The sequence below is a fragment of the Blastococcus sp. KM273129 genome (assembly GCF_021698995.1).
GTDB lineage: Bacteria > Actinomycetota > Actinomycetes > Mycobacteriales > Geodermatophilaceae > Blastococcus.
Genome location: NZ_SSXB01000089.1, coordinates 1 through 15,068, shown reverse-complemented (window position 1 = coordinate 15,068; position 15,068 = coordinate 1). Strand labels below are relative to the sequence as shown.

Genomic DNA, 15,068 nt, shown 5'->3' with positions numbered 1-15,068 from the left:
CGGCAACGCCTCATGCAGCAGTCCCACGACAGCCTCCCGCCCTCCGCAGCAACGTCAGGTAGACGCTTCCGCAGAGGGCGGGTCAACGGCTATCAGCTGCGGGGCGACCGCCGGAGGAAGTCCTGGGCGATGTCGTCGAAGGTCACCCACCGGACGCCGTCGTGGCCGTTGATGTGGTCGATGAGCCGCTCGAGCATGAGCAGCACCTGCGGGCGCCCGGAGACGTCCGGGTGGATGGTCATGGTGAAGGCGGCGTAGTCCATCTCGCGGTGCACCCAGTCGAACTGGTCCCGCCACATCTCCTCGATGTCCCGCGGGTTGACGAAGCCGTGGCTGTTCGGGCTGGACTTGATGAACATCATCGGCGGGAGGTCGTCGAGGTACCAGTTCGCCGGGATCTCGACGAGGTCGGTCTCCTCGCCGCGGACCAGCGGCTCCATCCAGGTCTCCGCCGGCGCGGAGTAGTCGATCTTGGTCCAGGAGTCGCCGACGCGGACGTAGTAGGGCTCGAAGTCCCGGTGCATGAGCGAGTGGTCGTAGGTGATGCCGCGCTCGAGCAGCAGCTCGTTCGTGACGCCGCTGAACTCCCACCAGGGGGCCACGTAGCCGGTCGGCCGCCGCCCGGCCCGCTCCTCGATCAGCGCGATGCAGCGGTCGAGGACCGCCTGCTCCTGCTCCCGGCTCATGGCGATCGGGTTCTCGTGGCTGTAACCGTGGACGCCGATCTCGTGCCCGGCCGCGACGCAGGCGTCGAACTGCTCGGGGAACGTCTCGATCGAGTGGCCCGGCCAGAACCATGTCGTCGGGAGCTCGCGGCGGCGGAACAGCTCCAGCAGGCGGGGGACGCCCACCTCGCCCGCGAAGACGCCGCGGGAGATGTCGTCGGGGGAGTCCTCCCCGCCGTACGAGCCCAGCCATCCCCCGACGGCGTCGACGTCCACGCCGAAGGCCACGAAGATCTCCTTGGTCATCCCTGCTCTCCATCCAGTCGGTGCGGCGTCGGGTTGCCGGTCGAGAGGTGGTCGCGCACGACCGCCAGCGGGTCGAGGGGCGCGACGGCGAGCGCGGCGGCGAGCAGCAGCCTCGCCTGCCACGGGCTGAGGTCGCCGGCGAGGACGGCGCCGTCCCGGGCCAGGTCCGCACCGCCCCCGCCGGTGTACAGCGGGGCGACCGGGCCGGAGGGCACCCGTGAGCACACCAGCACCGGCAACCCGCCGGCGACGAGCCCGGCCGCGGCGGCGGCCACCGCCGGGGTCGCGTTGCCCGCACCGAAGGCCTCCAGGACGACGCCGGCGGCGCCGGCGGTCACCGCGCTGCGGAGCAGGGCGTCATCGGCACCCAGGTACAGCGGGACGACGTCCACCCGGGGCAGCTCGGCCTTCAGGTCGAGGGGCAGCGCCGGGCCGCGCACCGGCCGGGCCAGCGCGGTCACCGCGTTGCCGTCGACCCGCAGCACGGGCCCACGCCCCGGTGCCGCGAAGGCCCCGCTGCGCAGCGTCTCCACCTTCCGCACGCCCCGCGCGGCGAACGCCAGGCCGTCGAAGCAGAGCAGCACCCCGGCGTCCCGGGCGACCGGGGCGGCGGCGACCCGGAGCGCGTCGGCGAGGTTGCGCGGGCCGTCGGGCGCCGGCGAGTCGAAGGGGCGCTGGGCGCCGGTGACGACGACCGGCCGCGGATCGTCGTGGACGAGGTCGGCGAGGAACGCCGACTCCTCCATGGTGTCGGTCCCGTGCGTCACGACGACACCGTCGACGTCCTCCGCCAGGCAGCGCCGCACCTCGGTGACCAGCTCCCGCAGGTCAGCCGTCGTCAGCGCGAAGCTGCCGACGGTGCGGAGGTCGCTGCTGGTCACCGTCAGCCCGTCGAGGGGCCCTGCCGCGGCGAGGAGGTCGGCCGCGGGGGTGACCGAGGCCAGCCCGCCGGGGCCGCGCCGGCTGGCGATGGTGCCGCCGGTGGCGAGCAGGTGGATGCGTGGCACTCGTCCTCCCGGCAGCGTCGGTGCGTCCCTCCCGACCCTGCCCCGGGCGCCGTCCGCGCGCGACCGGAGCCGCGCCGGCGGAGCTCGTGACCTGGGGCCCTGTGCCGCAGCCCCGCCCCGGCGCACGCTGGCGCTACGGATCGGCGAGAGGAGTCGTCATGACCGTCGTCAGCGGAACGCCGCAGCCGCCCGGGGACGCCGGCCCGCGGCGCGGTGGCTGGGATCCCCTTCAGATGACCGAGGTGGAGAAGCGCGCCTGCGAGCGGGAGGCCCGGCACGACGTCGCCGCGCGTGGGCACCGACCCGCGCTGGAGACCGTCCAGCACTACCTGGCGCACGACCGGCTCGTCCACGAGCCGTCCGGGAGCACCCGCGCCGGGGGCCGTCCGCGCCCGTCGGCTCGGGGTGCGGCGCACCCGGGGATCCCGGACCAGCCGTCCGCACCCCGGAGGGAGCCGCGGACGGGTGGGCTGCTCCGCCGGCTCCTCGGCCGCTGAACGGGGCGGGGCACCGGACGCCGTCGGACGGGATGAGTGCACGGGTGGGGAACGACCCGCGGTGGCACCGCGCACGCGCCGGCTGGTGCGTGGGAAGGCGACGTCGAGCCGCCCCTCCGACCGATGGGCCGCGTCAGGCCGCGGCTCAACGGTCGGTGGCGCGGCCCGACCCGCGTGGCAACAGGTGCTGGTGGCCCGCGGGGCGACCGTCGGCCGACGTCCCTCCGGGCCGGTCACCTCGCTGCCGGACCGGGGACGGGACGACGGAGAGGGTGACGCCGTCCGCGAGCCGGTAGGGGTTCGTGGTCACCAGGCCGCCGACCACCCGGCGCAGCCGCGACACCTCTGCCCGCACCGTCACGCAGTGCTCGCCGTCGCCGAACAGCGCGGCGCTCAGCGCGGCGGCGGTCAGCCCCGGGCGCCCGGCCCGGTGCAGCAGCAGGAGCACCTCGGCGTGGCGGCGGGTCAGCGGCGTCCGCCAGCCCTCGGCGCCGGTGCGCAGCCGCAGCACCGGGGCGGCGGTCAGGTCCAGCTCGGCGTCGATCGGGTCGCCGGGACCGCGCGGCCGGACCAGCCAGCCCTCGCCGAGCCGCTCGGGGGTGCACAGCCCCAGCCCGGGGACCGCGACCAGCCGGTCCGGGCGCGGCACCTCGATGCGGTCGCGCACCTCGATACCCGACCGGTGCGCCACCCAGCCGTCGTCGTCGACGAGCAGGACGGGGCCGCGGGTGGCCGCCAGCGCGGCCCGGGCCGAGCGGCGCACCCGCTCCAGCCGGTGCTCGTGGTGCCGCCACAGCCGTGACTCCGCGAGCTTGACCGCGGTCTCCACGAGGGCGCCGATGACCGGGTGCAGGGTGAGCGCCGGCCCGCTGACGTCCACGACGCCCAGCAGTTCGCCGCTGACCGGGTGGTGGATCGGCGCGGCGGTGCAGTACCAGGGGTGCTGCGCCGTCTCGAAGTGCTCGGCGGAGAAGAGCTGCACGGGCGCGGCCTCGGCCAGCGCCGTCCCGATCGCGTTGGTGCCGACGGCGCCCTCGGTCCAGCGGGCGCCCTCGGTGAAGCCGAGCGCGTCGGCGCGCGACCGGACCCGCGCGGAGCCCTCCCGCCACAGGATCACGCCGTCGGCGTCGGTGACGACGACCAGGAACGAGGAGGCCTCGGCGGGGCTGCCCAGCACCTGGCGCAGCTCGTCGGCCACCAGGGCCAGCGGGCTCACCCGGCGGCGCCGATCGACCTCGTCGAAGGGCAGCGGCGCGCGGGCGTTGGTGCGGGCGGCGTCCAGGCCGAGCTCCAGGACCCGCGACCACGAGCGGGCGACCACCGCGCGGGGCCGGACCGGTGGGCGGGCGCCGGCGAGCACCGCGTCGTGGACCCGGACCAGCACCTGGGCGTGCCGCGACAGGTCGGTGCCGGGGGAGACCGCCGACCAGCCGGCCACGTCCACCTCCTCCGCGGCACCGCGTGGCCGGGCGGTGCAACGCGCTGCAACGCTTCCGCCGCCGGGTGCCCTCCGCTGTGCTGCACATCACACCACGCCGACCGGCGGACGGAGGAGGCGCAGCGCATGACCCAGACCCTGGACACGCCCACGCAGACCCCGGAGCAGCGGGCGCGCCGCTGGTTCACCGGGTTCGAGGAGGCCCTGCGCGCACGCGACGTGGCGCGCGCGGCCGGCATGTTCGCCGCGACGAGCTTCTGGCGGGACCTGGTCTCCTTCAGCTGGAACATCACCACCGTCGAGAACCCAGAGGGCGTCGCCGACCTGCTCACCGCGACCCTCGAGCACACCGACCCCTCGGCGTTCGCCGTCGAGGAGCCGCCGGAGGAGGCCGACGGGGTCACCACCGCCTGGTTCACCTTCGAGACCGCCGTCGGACGCGGACGCGGGCTGGCGCGGCTGGTCGAGGAGGACGGCGTGACGTCGGCCTGGACCCTGCTGACCACGCTGTCGGAGCTCAAGGGCCACGAGGAGCCGCGGGGTCCGGCCCGGCCCATGGGCGCCGAGCACGGGGCGAACAGGGGGCGCCGCACCTGGCTGGAGCGGCGCGAGCAGGAGGAGGCGGACCTCGGCACCGGGGTCCAGCCCTACGTCCTGGTCATCGGCGGGGGGCAGGGAGGCATCGCGCTCGGCGCGCGGCTGCGCCAGCTGGGGGTGCCGGCCCTCGTCGTCGACAAGCACCCGCGGCCGGGGGACCAGTGGCGCGGCCGCTACAAGTCCCTCTGCCTGCACGACCCGGTCTGGTACGACCACCTGCCCTACCTGAAGTTCCCCGACAACTGGCCGGTGTTCTCGCCCAAGGACAAGATCGGCGACTGGCTCGAGAGCTACGTCAAGGTCATGGAGGTGCCCTACTGGGGCAGCACCACGGCGACGTCGGCGACCTTCGACGAGGAGAAGGGCGAGTGGACCGTCGAGGTCGAGCGCGAGGGCAAGCCGCTCGTGCTGCGGCCCAGGCACGTCGTCCTGGCCACCGGGATGTCCGGGAAGCCGAACATCCCGGTCATCCCCGGGCAGGACGTCTTCCGCGGCGACCAGCAGCACTCCTCGGCCCACCCGGGGCCGGACGCCTACGCCGGCAAGAAGGTCGTCGTCATCGGCAGCAACAACTCCGCCTTCGACATCTGCGGTGCGCTGTGGGAGCACGACGCCGACGTGACGATGGTCCAGCGCTCCTCGACGCACATCGTCAAGAGCGACAGCCTCATGGAGATCGGGCTCGGCGCGCTGTACTCGGAGGAGGCGCTGGCCGCCGGGGTGACGACGGAGAAGGCGGACCTGATCTTCGCCTCGCTGCCGTACCGGATCCTGCACGAGTTCCAGATCCCGCTGTACGAGCAGATGAGGGAGCGGGACGCCGACTTCTACGACCGGCTGGAGAAGGCCGGCTTCTGGCTGGACTGGGGGGAGGACGGCTCGGGTCTGTTCATGAAGTACCTGCGCCGCGGCTCGGGCTACTACATCGACGTCGGCGCCGCGGAGCTCGTGGCCGACGGCCGGGTCAAGCTGGCCCACGGCCAGGTGGTGCGCCTGACCGAGGACGCCGTCGTCCTGGACGACGGCACCGAGCTCCCCGCCGACCTGGTCGTGTACGCCACCGGCTACGGGTCGATGAACGGCTGGGCCGCCGACCTGATCAGCCAGGAGGTCGCCGACAAGGTCGGCAAGGTGTGGGGCCTGGGGTCGGACACCACCAAGGACCCGGGGCCGTGGGAGGGCGAGCAGCGCAACATGTGGAAGCCCACCCGGCAGGACGCGCTGTGGTTCCACGGCGGCAACCTGCACCAGTCACGGCACTACTCGCTCTACCTGGCGCTGCAGCTCAAGGCCCGCTACGAGGGGATCCCGACGCCGGTGTACGGCCTGCCGGAGGTGCACCACCTGAGCTGACCGGCCCGTGCGCCCTCCTCCCTTGTCGAGGGGAGGGCGCACGGGCACCCTGTCCGCCATCCCCGCAGCAGCGGCGTCGGTGCGGCGCCGCCCGGACCCCAGGAGAGCCGATGCTGTTCCACCTCAGCTTCCGCGTCGAGCACACGCGGCTGGACCGCGACGAGTTCTGGGACGAGTGGGAGCGGGAGACCCAGGCGGCGGTCGGCGCGATGGAGGCCGGGCTGATCAAGAGCCTGTACAAGGTGGCCGGTCAGCGGCGGGTGATCGGGATCGTGGACGTCGAGTCGCACGACCAGCTCGACCAGGTGGTCATGGGTGCCCTGCCGATGAGCCACCACCTGACCCTCGAGGAGGTCCTCCCGGTCCGGGAGTACACCGCCTTCGCCGAGGACGTGCGGCGGCGCTGGCAGCCCTAGGCCGGGGACCGGGACGCCACCTGGCCGGCGACACCCCGTGCGGGCGGGTCCGCGTCCCCGAGGCGGCGCCCGCCCGCGCCGGGACCGTCGGGGCGGGCCTGACTGCCGGGCGAGGGCTTCGCCGGCCGGGCGCGGCCGACCGGTCGCCGTCCCCGCCGGCCTCGATCACGCGGACGACGTCCGCCAGCCGGCCCTCGGCGCGGCGCAGCCACATGACGACGTCGCCGACCACCTGCGCGTCCTCCACCTGCGGGTCCGTGCCCCTCTCCCGGCCGCCGGGTCCTACCCCGGGACCATGCGTGCGCCGGCGATGTCGGGCGGGCGCCGACGACCGCGGCCGGGCGGGAGGTCCCCACCGGCAGGGCCTTCCGGCACTGCCCGCCCCGGTCGGGGACGGGGAACCGTGCCGGGGAGCGGCGCCGGCACCCGGCCGGCGATCGACGTCCGCGTGGAGGTGGGCATGACCTCTCGGAGGAGCGGCGCGCCGCGGTGGGTCCAGCGGGGGCCGGTGCAGGTCGGGCCCGTGTTTGGGGGGCCCGTGGCCCTGCGGGCGCTCGCCGCGGGCGCCCTCGCGCTGGGCTCGTTCGCCGTCGGCGCCCTGGCGGTGGGGACCTTGGCCCTGGGCCGGCTGGTCGTCGGCCGGGCGGACCTCAGGCGGCTGCGGATAGGGCGGCTGGAGGTCGACGAGCTCGTGGTCCGCTCCGCGGTCCTGCCCCCGGGGGGAGGGGCGTCGTGAGCGGCTACGGCATCGCGACCACGCTCGACCTCCCCTTCGCGGAGGCGGTGGCGCGCACCCGGGAGGCGCTGGCCGGCCAGGGTTTCGGCATCCTCACGGAGATCGACGTCGCGGCCACCATGCGGGTCAAGCTGGGCGTGGAGATCCCGGCCCAGGTCATCCTCGGCGCCTGCAACCCGCCGCTGGCGTACCGCGGTCTCGCCGCCGAGCCCGACCTCGGGCTGCTGCTGCCCTGCAACGTCGTCGTCCGTGCCCTCGACCCCGGCCGGGCGCAGGTCTCGGCGATCGACCCCGGGGTGCTCGTGGAGACGACGGGCAACGCGGAGCTGGCCGCGGTCGCCGACGAGGCGCGGTCCCGGCTCCGGGCCGCGGTCCAGGCGCTGCCCACCCAGCTCGGGGTCGCCGGGCCGTGAGGTCGGTCACCGGCGGCGCGACGGAGCGGCGGGGGTTGCGCTGCCGGCTCGGTCTGCACTCCTGGGTGCGGCGCCACCCGCCGGGCGAGCGCTACGAGGGGCCCGACCGGCTCGTCTGCCGGCGCTGCGGCAGGCGGACCGGCCCCCCGGACATCCCGCCGGGGTTCTTCCACGGGCTCGGCGGCGGGGGCATGACCTGACCCCGACCACCTCGGGGCCGCGGCGGGCCGGCCCGCGCCGCGGCCTCGGCCAGCCAGGTCACGACCTCGTCGTCCACGGCGGCGGCGCGGGCCAGCCCGAGGTGGTGCACCCGGTGCGCCGGGGCCGGGTGGGCCAGCTCCAGGAAGCGTGGCGAGGGGTCCTCCCGGCCGAGCACGAGCGAGAGGACGACCTCGGCCGACGGGTGCCGCACGTACCGGCCCGGGAGCCACAGGTACGCGAAGCCCCGGCGCCGCCGGAAGGCGACCTGGGTGCGGGACGCGCGTTCCTCCGCGCCGCCCAGCGAGGCGACGACCTCACGGACGCGGCCGAGGACGGCCAGCCCCAGCGGTGAGCCGGCGAAGTGCTCCTCCGATGCCGCTCGGGAGCCGGCGTCCCCGGCGATCACGCCGGGTGGACCAGGTCGACGACCACGCGCGCGGGGTCCTCGAGCAGGTAGGCCCGGAAGGGGACCTGCGAGGTCGCGCCGACGAAGGCCACCGAGGTGCCCTCGAAGGTGGTGTCCCAGACGATCTCGGTGACGACCTCGGTGCCCGTGCCCGGGAGCGGGTCGGAGCCGTCGTACTCCTCGATGCCGGTGTCGGTGGGGAGCCCCACGCCGGTGATCGTGACCTGCAGGACCGCGTCCCCCTCGACCGGCACGACGGCGCCGCTGCCCTGGCTCGTCGCCTCGTCGACGTAGCGCACGTCCCAGCCGGGGCTCCCGGTGCCGTCCACCTCGAAGACGACGCGGTCGAACCCGTCGTGCCGGGCGGTGCGTACGTCGGTGACGGTGACCGCGGAGCCGGCCGAGGGCTCGCCGGTGTCGGGCCGGGTGTCCGCGGGGAACGGAGAGGCGTCGCCACCGCTCCCACCGGTCGTCGGGGCGCCGTCGCCGGGCGCGGTGGACGTCGGCGCCGGGAGCGGCGCGGTGCTCTGCGGCGTGGTGCCCGGTGCGCCGGACTGCGGGTCGTCGTCACCGCAACCGGCGAGGACGCCGATCGCGAGGGCGACGGCGCCCAGGACGGCGACCGGTCGGCGCGAGGTCATGCCGGCAGCGTGCCCGCCCCGGGTCACCCTGCGACCGGGCCCGACGGTGCCTGATCCGCGGCGAAGGTCCCTTACCGGCCGGTGTCCCGTCCCCGGCCCGGGGGCCAGGTCCCGCCGCGGTGAGCCGTTCGCCCGGTCCACCCCGAGGGGGGCGCCGGGAGGGTCGGGCGGGAGGCCCTGCGCCCCGCAGGACCAGTCCGAGGAGCAGCCATGGACACCCCCGCTCACCAGTCCGCCGCCGACCGTCCCCGGGCGGAGGACGGGGCCGCACGGGTGGTCGTCGGCGTCGACGGTGCCCCGAGCAGCCGGGCGGCGCTGGAGCAGGCGTTCGCGCTCGCCGCCCGGCGCGGCGCAGAGGTCGAGGTGGTGGCGACCTACCCGTTGCCGCTGCCGTGGTTCGGCGCCGCGCCCCTGTTCTCCGGCCCCGACGCCCTCCACCGCGCGACGGAGTCCGGGGCGCGGGCGGTCCTCGAGGAGGTGCGGCGCAGCCCCGCCGTCTCCCGGCTCCCGGGCATCGAGCGGGTGACGGCCCGGCTGACGGTGTCGGAGGGACCGGCCGCAGCGGTGCTCATCGAACGGTCGCGGGGCGCCGGGCTGCTGGTCGTGGGCCGGGACGGGCGGCGGTCGGGCCGCGCCGCCATGATCGGCTCCGTGGCGTTGCACTGCGTGACCGGCGCGACCTGCCCGGTGCTCGTCGTGCACCCCGAGCCGCCGCCGCGCACGTCACCGCCTCTCGTCGTCGTGGGGGTGGACGGTTCCCCGGCCTCGGCGGCCGCGCTGCGCGGCGCGGCCGCCGAGGCCGGCCGGCTGGGGGCCGAGCTGGAGGTGGTCGCCGCCTTCGAGCGCGACGGCCGGTGGACCGCGTTGGACGCGGCCGCCGTCAGCGCCTTCGAGGGCATCCGCGCCGACATCGCCCGCGGGGCCGCGCGGATGGTGCAGGACGCGCTGGCTGCGCTGCCCGGCGGTGCGGCCCGGCCCGCCGTCCGGACCTCGGTCGTCGAGGGGGCGCCCGCCGAGGTCCTGGCCGACCGGGCGGCGCGGGCGGTGCTGCTCGTGCTGGGCAGCCGGGGGAGGGGCGGCGTGCGCGGGCTGCTGGGGTCGGTCGCGCTGCGCTGCCTGTCGACCGCGCGCTGCCCCGTCCTGGTGCTGCACGGGGACCAGGACGCGGACCGCGTCGTCCGTGCGGCGAGCACGCCGGAACCGGTCTCCGCGGGCCGGTAGCGGGGGTGCGGCGCGGGAGGCCGCAGGGCCACGAGGGGCCCTCCCCGCTGAACCGCACTGACGGTGCGTGATGGGCCCGGCGCGGTGGATAGCGACCGTGCTGGTCCCGCCGGCCAGCGGGCAGCCCACCCTTCCCCACGGGCTGATCCTGTGACACCTTGCTCGCTGCCAGTGACCTCGACGGTCGGGCGGCGGATGGCCGAACCGCCGGGGCCCGCGCTGCGGGAGGTGCACGTCCCGATGGTCGCCGTCGTCCTGGTCGAGGAAGTCACGCTGTTCCGGCAGGCGCTCGCCGCCCTGCTGCGGCTGGAGCCCTGGGTGGACGAGGTCCGGACGGCCGCTGATGCTCCCGCCGCGCTCGGGCTCGCGGACGTGCGGCTCCCGGACGTCGCCCTGGTCAGCCTCGCGTCCCGGAGCGGGTACCAGGTGCTCCGGGACCTGCGCGCAGCCCTCCCGGTGGTCCGGCTGGTGGCCGTCGGCGTGCCCGAGGACGGCGACGGGGCGCTGCTCTGCGCTCGTGCGGGGGTCGACGGGGTGGTGCTGCGGGACGGCGATCTCCGGGACCTGGGCGCGACGGTCGTCGGGGTCGCGCGCGGGGAGACCGTGTGCCCGCCGGCCGTCGTCGCCGCCCTGGTCCGCTACCTGTCGGGCGCCGGTGACCGCGACGACGTCCCGGGCGACGACGGGCACCTCACCTCCCGGGAGCGGGAGATCCTCGTCCTCATCGACGAGGGTCTGACCAACAAGGAGATCGCGGCCCGGCTCGGCATCGAGGTGCGCACCGTCAAGAACCACGTGCACAACGTCCTCGCCAAGCTCCGCGTCCAGCACCGCGGCGAGGCCGCAGCCCGCCTGCGCGCCGCGCGGGTCCCCGACCTGCGCGCCCTGCTCACCACCCCCGGGACCGGACGGGTCTAGTCCCGGTCCCGGGCCGCGGCGACCGGTGGACCCGGTCCTCCGGGGTGTCCTGATCCGTGACCCCACCGGTCCTGCCGGCGGAGCGCCCCGCTGCCTAGCGTCGTGGCATGCAGCAGATCCGGATCCTGCTGGCCGAGGTGCCCGACGAGCTGCGCCGGCTCGTGGAGCGGGCCCTCGCGGTGGAGCCGGACCTGTCCCTCGTCGCGGTCGGGGGCAGCGAGGTGGCCGTTCTCCTGGCGGCCGAGGGCGCCGACGTGGTGGTCGTCGGGATGCGTGCCGGACGGCTACCGGCGGTCGCCGACCGGCTGCTCGACGAGTACCCGCGCATCGGGGTCGTCTGCATCGACGTCGCGGCGGGCCGTGGCGAGGTCTACCGGCTGCGCCCTGATCACCTGGCCGTCGAGGGGATCACCCCCCGGAGCATCGCGGCGGCCATCCGCAGCGCCGCGCCCGACAACGCCGTAGGAGGGCACCGATGACCGATGTGGCGTGGACCGGCCTCGACGACGACTGGTGGGACCCACCGCCGGGCGAGTACGAGGAGGACGAGCCGCTGGGCGATGTGCTGGCCGAGGCGGTGGGCGACGGGTACGCCGACGCCGACGCCGAGGACTTCGACGCGGCCCTGGCCGAGATGATGGAGTCGCTGACGCCGGCGGAGGCGGTCGGGTTGACCCGGGTGCTGCGCCAGATCGGCCGGACCGCCGGGCGGATCGCCTCGGACCCCGCCGTCGCCCAGGTGGCGGCGACCGTGCTGCCGGCGGCCGGCGGGGCGATCGGCACCGCCATCGGCGGTCCGGTGGGGACGGCGGTCGGGGCGAACCTGGGCGCCGTCGCGGCGCGGGCGCTCCCCGCGCCGCGGGCCGGCGGCGCCCGGGCGCCTGCCCGACCGCAGCCGCAGGCCCGTCCGGAGCCCACCGCGGGCCCGCAGCCGCGCGCGGCCGCCGGCTCGTCGGCCGCCGTCCAGGGCATGGTCCTGACCCAGCACCCCGACGTGCTCCGGAGCCTGCTGGCCCTGGCGCTGGGGAGGCATGGCCGGCGCGCGGTGAACGGCGTGCCGGTGGCGGCCCTGCTGAGCATGCTCAGCACGGTGTTCGGCCGGGCGGCGGCCGACGCCGACGAGCTGATGTACCTGGACGGCGACGCCCAGGACGAGGGCGCCGAGGGCTGGTACGGCGACGACGACGCGCTGTACACCGCGATCATCGACGCCGACAACGCCGAGCTCGCCGAGGTGATCGGGCGATGACCACGAGCGAGCTGCAGATGGTGGAGTCCCTGCTGTTCCAGGCGCTGCCGGACCCCCGGGGGTTCGCCGATCGCCTCATGGGTCAGCTCGTGGAGCGGCTGGCGACCGAGCCGGCCCCCTCTCGCCCGGTGACCGTGGTCGACGCGTCGACGCAGCAGCTCAGCGACACCTGCCTGCTCCTCGCGGCCGCCCTCGGCGCGTGCGAGTGCTGGGGGCGCGAGCCGGGGTGCGAGCTGTGCGCCGGCGCGGGCTCCCCCGGGTGGACCGATCCCGACGAGGACCTCTACCGCGAGCTCGTGCTGCCCGCCGTCCGGCGCCGGGCGGGCACGGGCACGGGGAGCACGGACGGCCGGCCGCAGCGGACGGCGGACGAGGAAGGAGTGCAGCGGTGAGCAGCATGTGGACCGAGGACCTGGACCTGGACGCCGAGTACGACGACGACGTCCTCGACGACGACTGGGACGGCGGGGAGGCCGAGGACCTCGACCCGGACGACGACTACCTCGACGGCGAGGACGCGGAGTCCCGTGCCGCCCGCCGGCGGCGGGCGCGTGCCCGCCGCATCGCCACGGCCCGGCGCCGCCAGGCGCTGGTCCGGTCCCGCGCGCAGGCGCGGGCACGCACCCAGGGCCGGGGCGTGGTCCGGTCCCGCCCGGGCCTCCCGCCGGTGCGCCGCCCGGCGCCGTCGGCCGCGGCCGCCATCCGCTCGGTGGACCTCGAGGCCAAGGTGGCCGACGACGGGCTCCGCAGGGAACTCGCCGCGCAGAGGAGCAGGATGAACCGATCCGACTACGCCGCCGTCGCAGGTCTGGCGGTGAACCAGTTCATGGACTCCTTCGACGAGCCGCAGAACGCCTACCTCCGGGCGCTGCTGCGGGCGGCGCCCCTCATGCTGCTGAGCCCGCAGCGGCGGGGCGACGGTTTCGGGGCCTTCGCCACCGACCCGCGCGTCATCGGCGGTGCCGCCGCGCTGGGCATCGCCTTCCTCGGCGAGCAGCGGGACAAGGGACGGCTGGAAGCGGAGGTCCCGGGGACGGAGCTCGCGAAGGGCGGCACGACGCAGGTCCTCGGGCAGGTCGTCTCCGCCAAGGGCACGCCCGTGGCCGGCCCGACGATCACCTGGGACACCAGCGACAAGTCGAAGGCGACCGTCGACGCCCAGGGCGTCGTCACCGCTGGGAACCAGTCCGGCTGGGTCTTCGTCATCGCGCGAGCCGAGGGCCTGCCGGAGAAGCGCGTGCCGATCTACGTCAAGTGACCGGCGGTGCGGTGCGGGGGTGACCGGTCGTGGACCCGGCGCTCTGGGAGGAGCTGCGGGAGCGCGGCGACGGCGAACTCGAGGCGATCATCCGGTTCCGGCCGGGTGCGATCGACGTGCCCGGGGTGCGGGTGGTCGCCCGGTTCGGCTCCGTGGCCACCTGCCGGGTGCTCCCGCGCGACGTCCGGCGGGTCCGGCGGCATCCCGCCGTGCGCAGCCTCAAGGCGGCCCGCGCGCTGTCGCCGGACCTGGTCGTTGCCGGCCGCCGTCCCGGCGGGGAGGCCCTGCCTGGCGACGTCCGGTTCCCGCCCGGGTGCCCGCTGACGGGGGCAGGGGTCGTCGTCGGGGTCGTCGACTGGGGGCTGGACGTGCCCCGGTTCCCGCGCCTGCTCCGCCTCTGGGACCAGCGCGGCGCCGGCCCCGCCCCGCCGGCGCCCTACGGCTACGGCCGGGTCCTGGAGCGCCCGCTCCTGGAGGCGGCCCGGCGCAGCGGCTCACCGTACGAGCTCCTCGGCTACCACCCCGGGAGCGCCGACCGGGGTGGTGGCTCGCACGGCACCCACGTCGCCGACATCGCCGTCGGCGACGGGACGGGAGGCGGCCCCCTCGGGGTCGCCCCGGAGGCCTGGCTGGTCTTCGTCCACCTCGCCGACCGGGGGACGGGCGGGCTGGCCACGCTCGGGGACTCGGTCCGGTTGCTCGAGGCGGTGGACTTCGTCCGGCGGACCGCCGGCCCGCTCCCGTGGGTGGTCAACGTCAGCGTCGGCCGGCACGGGGGGCCGCACGACGGGCGGACGCTGGTGGAGCTGGCCTTCGACGAACTGCTCGCCGCGGCGCCGGGCCGCTTCCTCGTCCAGAGCGCCGGCAACTACTACCGGGCCCGCACGCACGCCACCGGCGTGCTCGCCGCGGGCGGGCGGCACCGGCTCACCTTCGCGACCCACCCCGACGACCGCAGCCCCAACGAGCTCGAGGTCTGGTACCCGGGTGCCGCGGAGGTCGCCGTCCGGATCACGCCACCCGGCCGCCGCGCGGGCCGGTGGCTCGGCCTGGGCCGGCGGCGCGTGCTGGTCAGCGACGGCCGGCCGGTCGCCCGGATCTACCACCGTGCCCGCGACCCGAACAACGGTGACCACCACGTCGACGCCTTCCTGCCGGCCGCCGCCCCGCCCGGGCGGTGGACCGTCGACCTGGTGTCACGGGCTGCCGTCCCGGTGCGGTTCCACGCCTGGCTGGAACGGGACGACGCCTGCCCGCCGTGCCAGACGCGCTTCACCGGCAGCAGCGTGGACCCCTCGAGCACGACCGGCACGATCGCCAACGGGCGGCTGCCCCTCGTCGTGGGCGCCTACGACGCCCACGACCCGGCGCGCCCCGCGGCCCGGTTCAGCAGCTCCGGGCCCACCCGTGACGACCGGGTGAAACCTGACCTGCTGGCGCCCGGGGTCGACGTGCTCGCCGCCCGGTCCGCACCGCAGGGCAGCCGGACGAGCCCGGGGCTGCTCGTGCGCAAGTCCGGCACCAGCATGGCCGCTCCGCACGTGACCGGCGCCGTCGCCCTGTGCCTCCAGGCCACGGGGGGGCGCCTGCCCGCCGCCGAGATCCGGCAGCTCGTGCGGGGTACCGCCCGGCCGAGCCGGGCGGTACCCGGGGCACGGGCGGGAGCCGGCTACCTGGACCTCGACCGCCTGGTGCGCGCGGTCCGCGCGCACCAGGCGGTCGAGGTCCAGGTAGCCGGCTCCCGCC

At 76.3% G+C, this 15,068-nt stretch carries 17 protein-coding genes; 12 read left to right on the top strand and 5 right to left on the bottom strand.

Annotation, left to right across the window (positions count from 1 at the left end):
* Positions 1-92: 92 nt before the first annotated feature.
* Together E9565_RS19025 and E9565_RS19020 are read right to left on the bottom strand one after the other, a co-directional pair.
* Positions 93-971 carry a polysaccharide deacetylase gene (locus E9565_RS19025; protein ID WP_236828396.1) on the bottom strand — a complete coding sequence of 293 codons (879 nt, stop codon included), beginning with the start codon at positions 969-971 and terminating at the stop codon, positions 93-95.
* Positions 968-1,978: an asparaginase gene (locus E9565_RS19020; protein WP_236836462.1), complete on the bottom strand. Its 1,011-nt coding sequence runs from the start codon at positions 1,976-1,978 to the stop codon at positions 968-970. The genes E9565_RS19025 and E9565_RS19020 overlap by 4 nt, the downstream gene beginning before the upstream one ends.
* Before the next feature lie 158 nt (positions 1,979-2,136).
* On the opposite strand from E9565_RS19020, the gene E9565_RS19015 reads away from it, so the two are divergent.
* A complete protein-coding gene (locus tag E9565_RS19015) occupies positions 2,137-2,475 on the top strand; it encodes a hypothetical protein (protein ID WP_236828394.1) in 339 nt (112 codons plus the stop codon).
* Between the two features lie 145 nt (positions 2,476-2,620).
* Here E9565_RS19015 and E9565_RS19010 read toward each other — a convergent pair whose 3' ends face one another.
* On the bottom strand, positions 2,621-3,913 hold the full coding sequence (locus E9565_RS19010; RefSeq protein ID WP_236836461.1) for a GAF domain-containing protein: 1,293 nt from the start codon (positions 3,911-3,913) through the stop codon (positions 2,621-2,623).
* 126 nt (positions 3,914-4,039) lie between these two features.
* On the opposite strand from E9565_RS19010, the gene E9565_RS19005 reads away from it, so the two are divergent.
* The 4 genes from E9565_RS19005 (at position 4,040) to E9565_RS18985 (ending at position 7,428) form a co-directional block, all read left to right on the top strand.
* Positions 4,040-5,863 carry an NAD(P)/FAD-dependent oxidoreductase gene (locus E9565_RS19005; protein ID WP_236836460.1) on the top strand — a complete coding sequence of 608 codons (1,824 nt, stop codon included), beginning with the start codon at positions 4,040-4,042 and terminating at the stop codon, positions 5,861-5,863.
* Positions 5,864-5,973: 110 nt separating this feature from the next.
* Positions 5,974-6,279, top strand: coding sequence for a muconolactone Delta-isomerase family protein (locus tag E9565_RS19000; RefSeq protein WP_236828391.1), 306 nt, complete (start codon positions 5,974-5,976; stop codon positions 6,277-6,279).
* A 523-nt stretch (positions 6,280-6,802) separates the two neighbouring features.
* Positions 6,803-7,015, top strand: coding sequence for a hypothetical protein (locus E9565_RS18990; protein ID WP_236836464.1), 213 nt, complete (start codon positions 6,803-6,805; stop codon positions 7,013-7,015).
* Entirely contained in the window at positions 7,012-7,428 is a 417-nt protein-coding gene (locus E9565_RS18985; protein WP_236836458.1) for a DUF302 domain-containing protein, read from the top strand. Before E9565_RS18990 ends, E9565_RS18985 begins: the two co-directional genes overlap by 4 nt.
* A 91-nt stretch (positions 7,429-7,519) precedes the next feature.
* On the opposite strand, the gene E9565_RS18980 is transcribed toward E9565_RS18985, so the two are convergent.
* Both E9565_RS18980 and E9565_RS18975 read right to left on the bottom strand, forming a co-directional pair.
* Complete coding sequence (locus E9565_RS18980) at positions 7,520-8,035, bottom strand: DUF5655 domain-containing protein (RefSeq protein WP_236836456.1); 516 nt, start codon at positions 8,033-8,035, stop codon at positions 7,520-7,522.
* Entirely contained in the window at positions 8,032-8,676 is a 645-nt protein-coding gene (locus E9565_RS18975; RefSeq protein WP_236836454.1) for a hypothetical protein, read from the bottom strand. The genes E9565_RS18980 and E9565_RS18975 overlap by 4 nt, the downstream gene beginning before the upstream one ends.
* 210 nt (positions 8,677-8,886) lie before the next feature.
* Between E9565_RS18975 and E9565_RS18970 the strand changes: the two genes are divergently transcribed.
* The 7 genes from E9565_RS18970 to E9565_RS18940 all read left to right on the top strand — a co-directional run.
* Positions 8,887-9,897, top strand: coding sequence for a universal stress protein (locus E9565_RS18970; protein WP_236828386.1), 1,011 nt, complete (start codon positions 8,887-8,889; stop codon positions 9,895-9,897).
* 195 nt (positions 9,898-10,092) lie between these two features.
* Entirely contained in the window at positions 10,093-10,815 is a 723-nt protein-coding gene (locus tag E9565_RS18965; RefSeq protein ID WP_236828385.1) for a response regulator transcription factor, read from the top strand.
* A gap of 107 nt (positions 10,816-10,922) precedes the next feature.
* Positions 10,923-11,294 carry a hypothetical protein gene (locus E9565_RS18960; protein ID WP_236828384.1) on the top strand — a complete coding sequence of 124 codons (372 nt, stop codon included), beginning with the start codon at positions 10,923-10,925 and terminating at the stop codon, positions 11,292-11,294.
* Complete coding sequence (locus tag E9565_RS18955; protein WP_236828383.1) at positions 11,291-12,064, top strand: hypothetical protein; 774 nt, start codon at positions 11,291-11,293, stop codon at positions 12,062-12,064. The genes E9565_RS18960 and E9565_RS18955 overlap by 4 nt, the downstream gene beginning before the upstream one ends.
* Positions 12,061-12,456: a hypothetical protein gene (locus E9565_RS18950; protein ID WP_236836452.1), complete on the top strand. Its 396-nt coding sequence runs from the start codon at positions 12,061-12,063 to the stop codon at positions 12,454-12,456. The genes E9565_RS18955 and E9565_RS18950 overlap by 4 nt, the downstream gene beginning before the upstream one ends.
* The gene (locus E9565_RS18945) at positions 12,453-13,322 is read left to right on the top strand and encodes an Ig-like domain-containing protein (RefSeq protein WP_236828381.1); all 870 of its coding nucleotides are present in this window, start codon (positions 12,453-12,455) and stop codon (positions 13,320-13,322) included. The genes E9565_RS18950 and E9565_RS18945 overlap by 4 nt, the downstream gene beginning before the upstream one ends.
* A 29-nt stretch (positions 13,323-13,351) precedes the next feature.
* Positions 13,352-15,068: S8 family serine peptidase (locus tag E9565_RS18940; RefSeq protein WP_236836450.1), on the top strand; the 1,717-nt coding region annotated here is incomplete at its 3' end.

What these genes read in the sequence shown, in the direction of transcription:
- E9565_RS19015 (WP_236828394.1), top strand. Translation starts at nt 2,137, where the DNA reads ATGACCGTCGTCAGCGGAACGCCGCAGCCGCCCGGGGACGCCGGCCCG.
- E9565_RS19005 (WP_236836460.1), top strand. Translation starts at nt 4,040, where the DNA reads ATGACCCAGACCCTGGACACGCCCACGCAGACCCCGGAGCAGCGGGCG.
- E9565_RS18975 (WP_236836454.1), bottom strand. Translation starts at nt 8,676, where the DNA reads ATGACCTCGCGCCGACCGGTCGCCGTCCTGGGCGCCGTCGCCCTCGCG.
- E9565_RS18955 (WP_236828383.1), top strand. Translation starts at nt 11,291, where the DNA reads ATGACCGATGTGGCGTGGACCGGCCTCGACGACGACTGGTGGGACCCA.
- E9565_RS18960 (WP_236828384.1), top strand. Translation starts at nt 10,923, where the DNA reads ATGCAGCAGATCCGGATCCTGCTGGCCGAGGTGCCCGACGAGCTGCGC.
- E9565_RS18950 (WP_236836452.1), top strand. Translation starts at nt 12,061, where the DNA reads ATGACCACGAGCGAGCTGCAGATGGTGGAGTCCCTGCTGTTCCAGGCG.
- E9565_RS18970 (WP_236828386.1), top strand. Translation starts at nt 8,887, where the DNA reads ATGGACACCCCCGCTCACCAGTCCGCCGCCGACCGTCCCCGGGCGGAG.
- E9565_RS18965 (WP_236828385.1), top strand. Translation starts at nt 10,093, where the DNA reads ATGGCCGAACCGCCGGGGCCCGCGCTGCGGGAGGTGCACGTCCCGATG.
- E9565_RS19025 (WP_236828396.1), bottom strand. Translation starts at nt 971, where the DNA reads ATGACCAAGGAGATCTTCGTGGCCTTCGGCGTGGACGTCGACGCCGTC.
- E9565_RS19000 (WP_236828391.1), top strand. Translation starts at nt 5,974, where the DNA reads ATGCTGTTCCACCTCAGCTTCCGCGTCGAGCACACGCGGCTGGACCGC.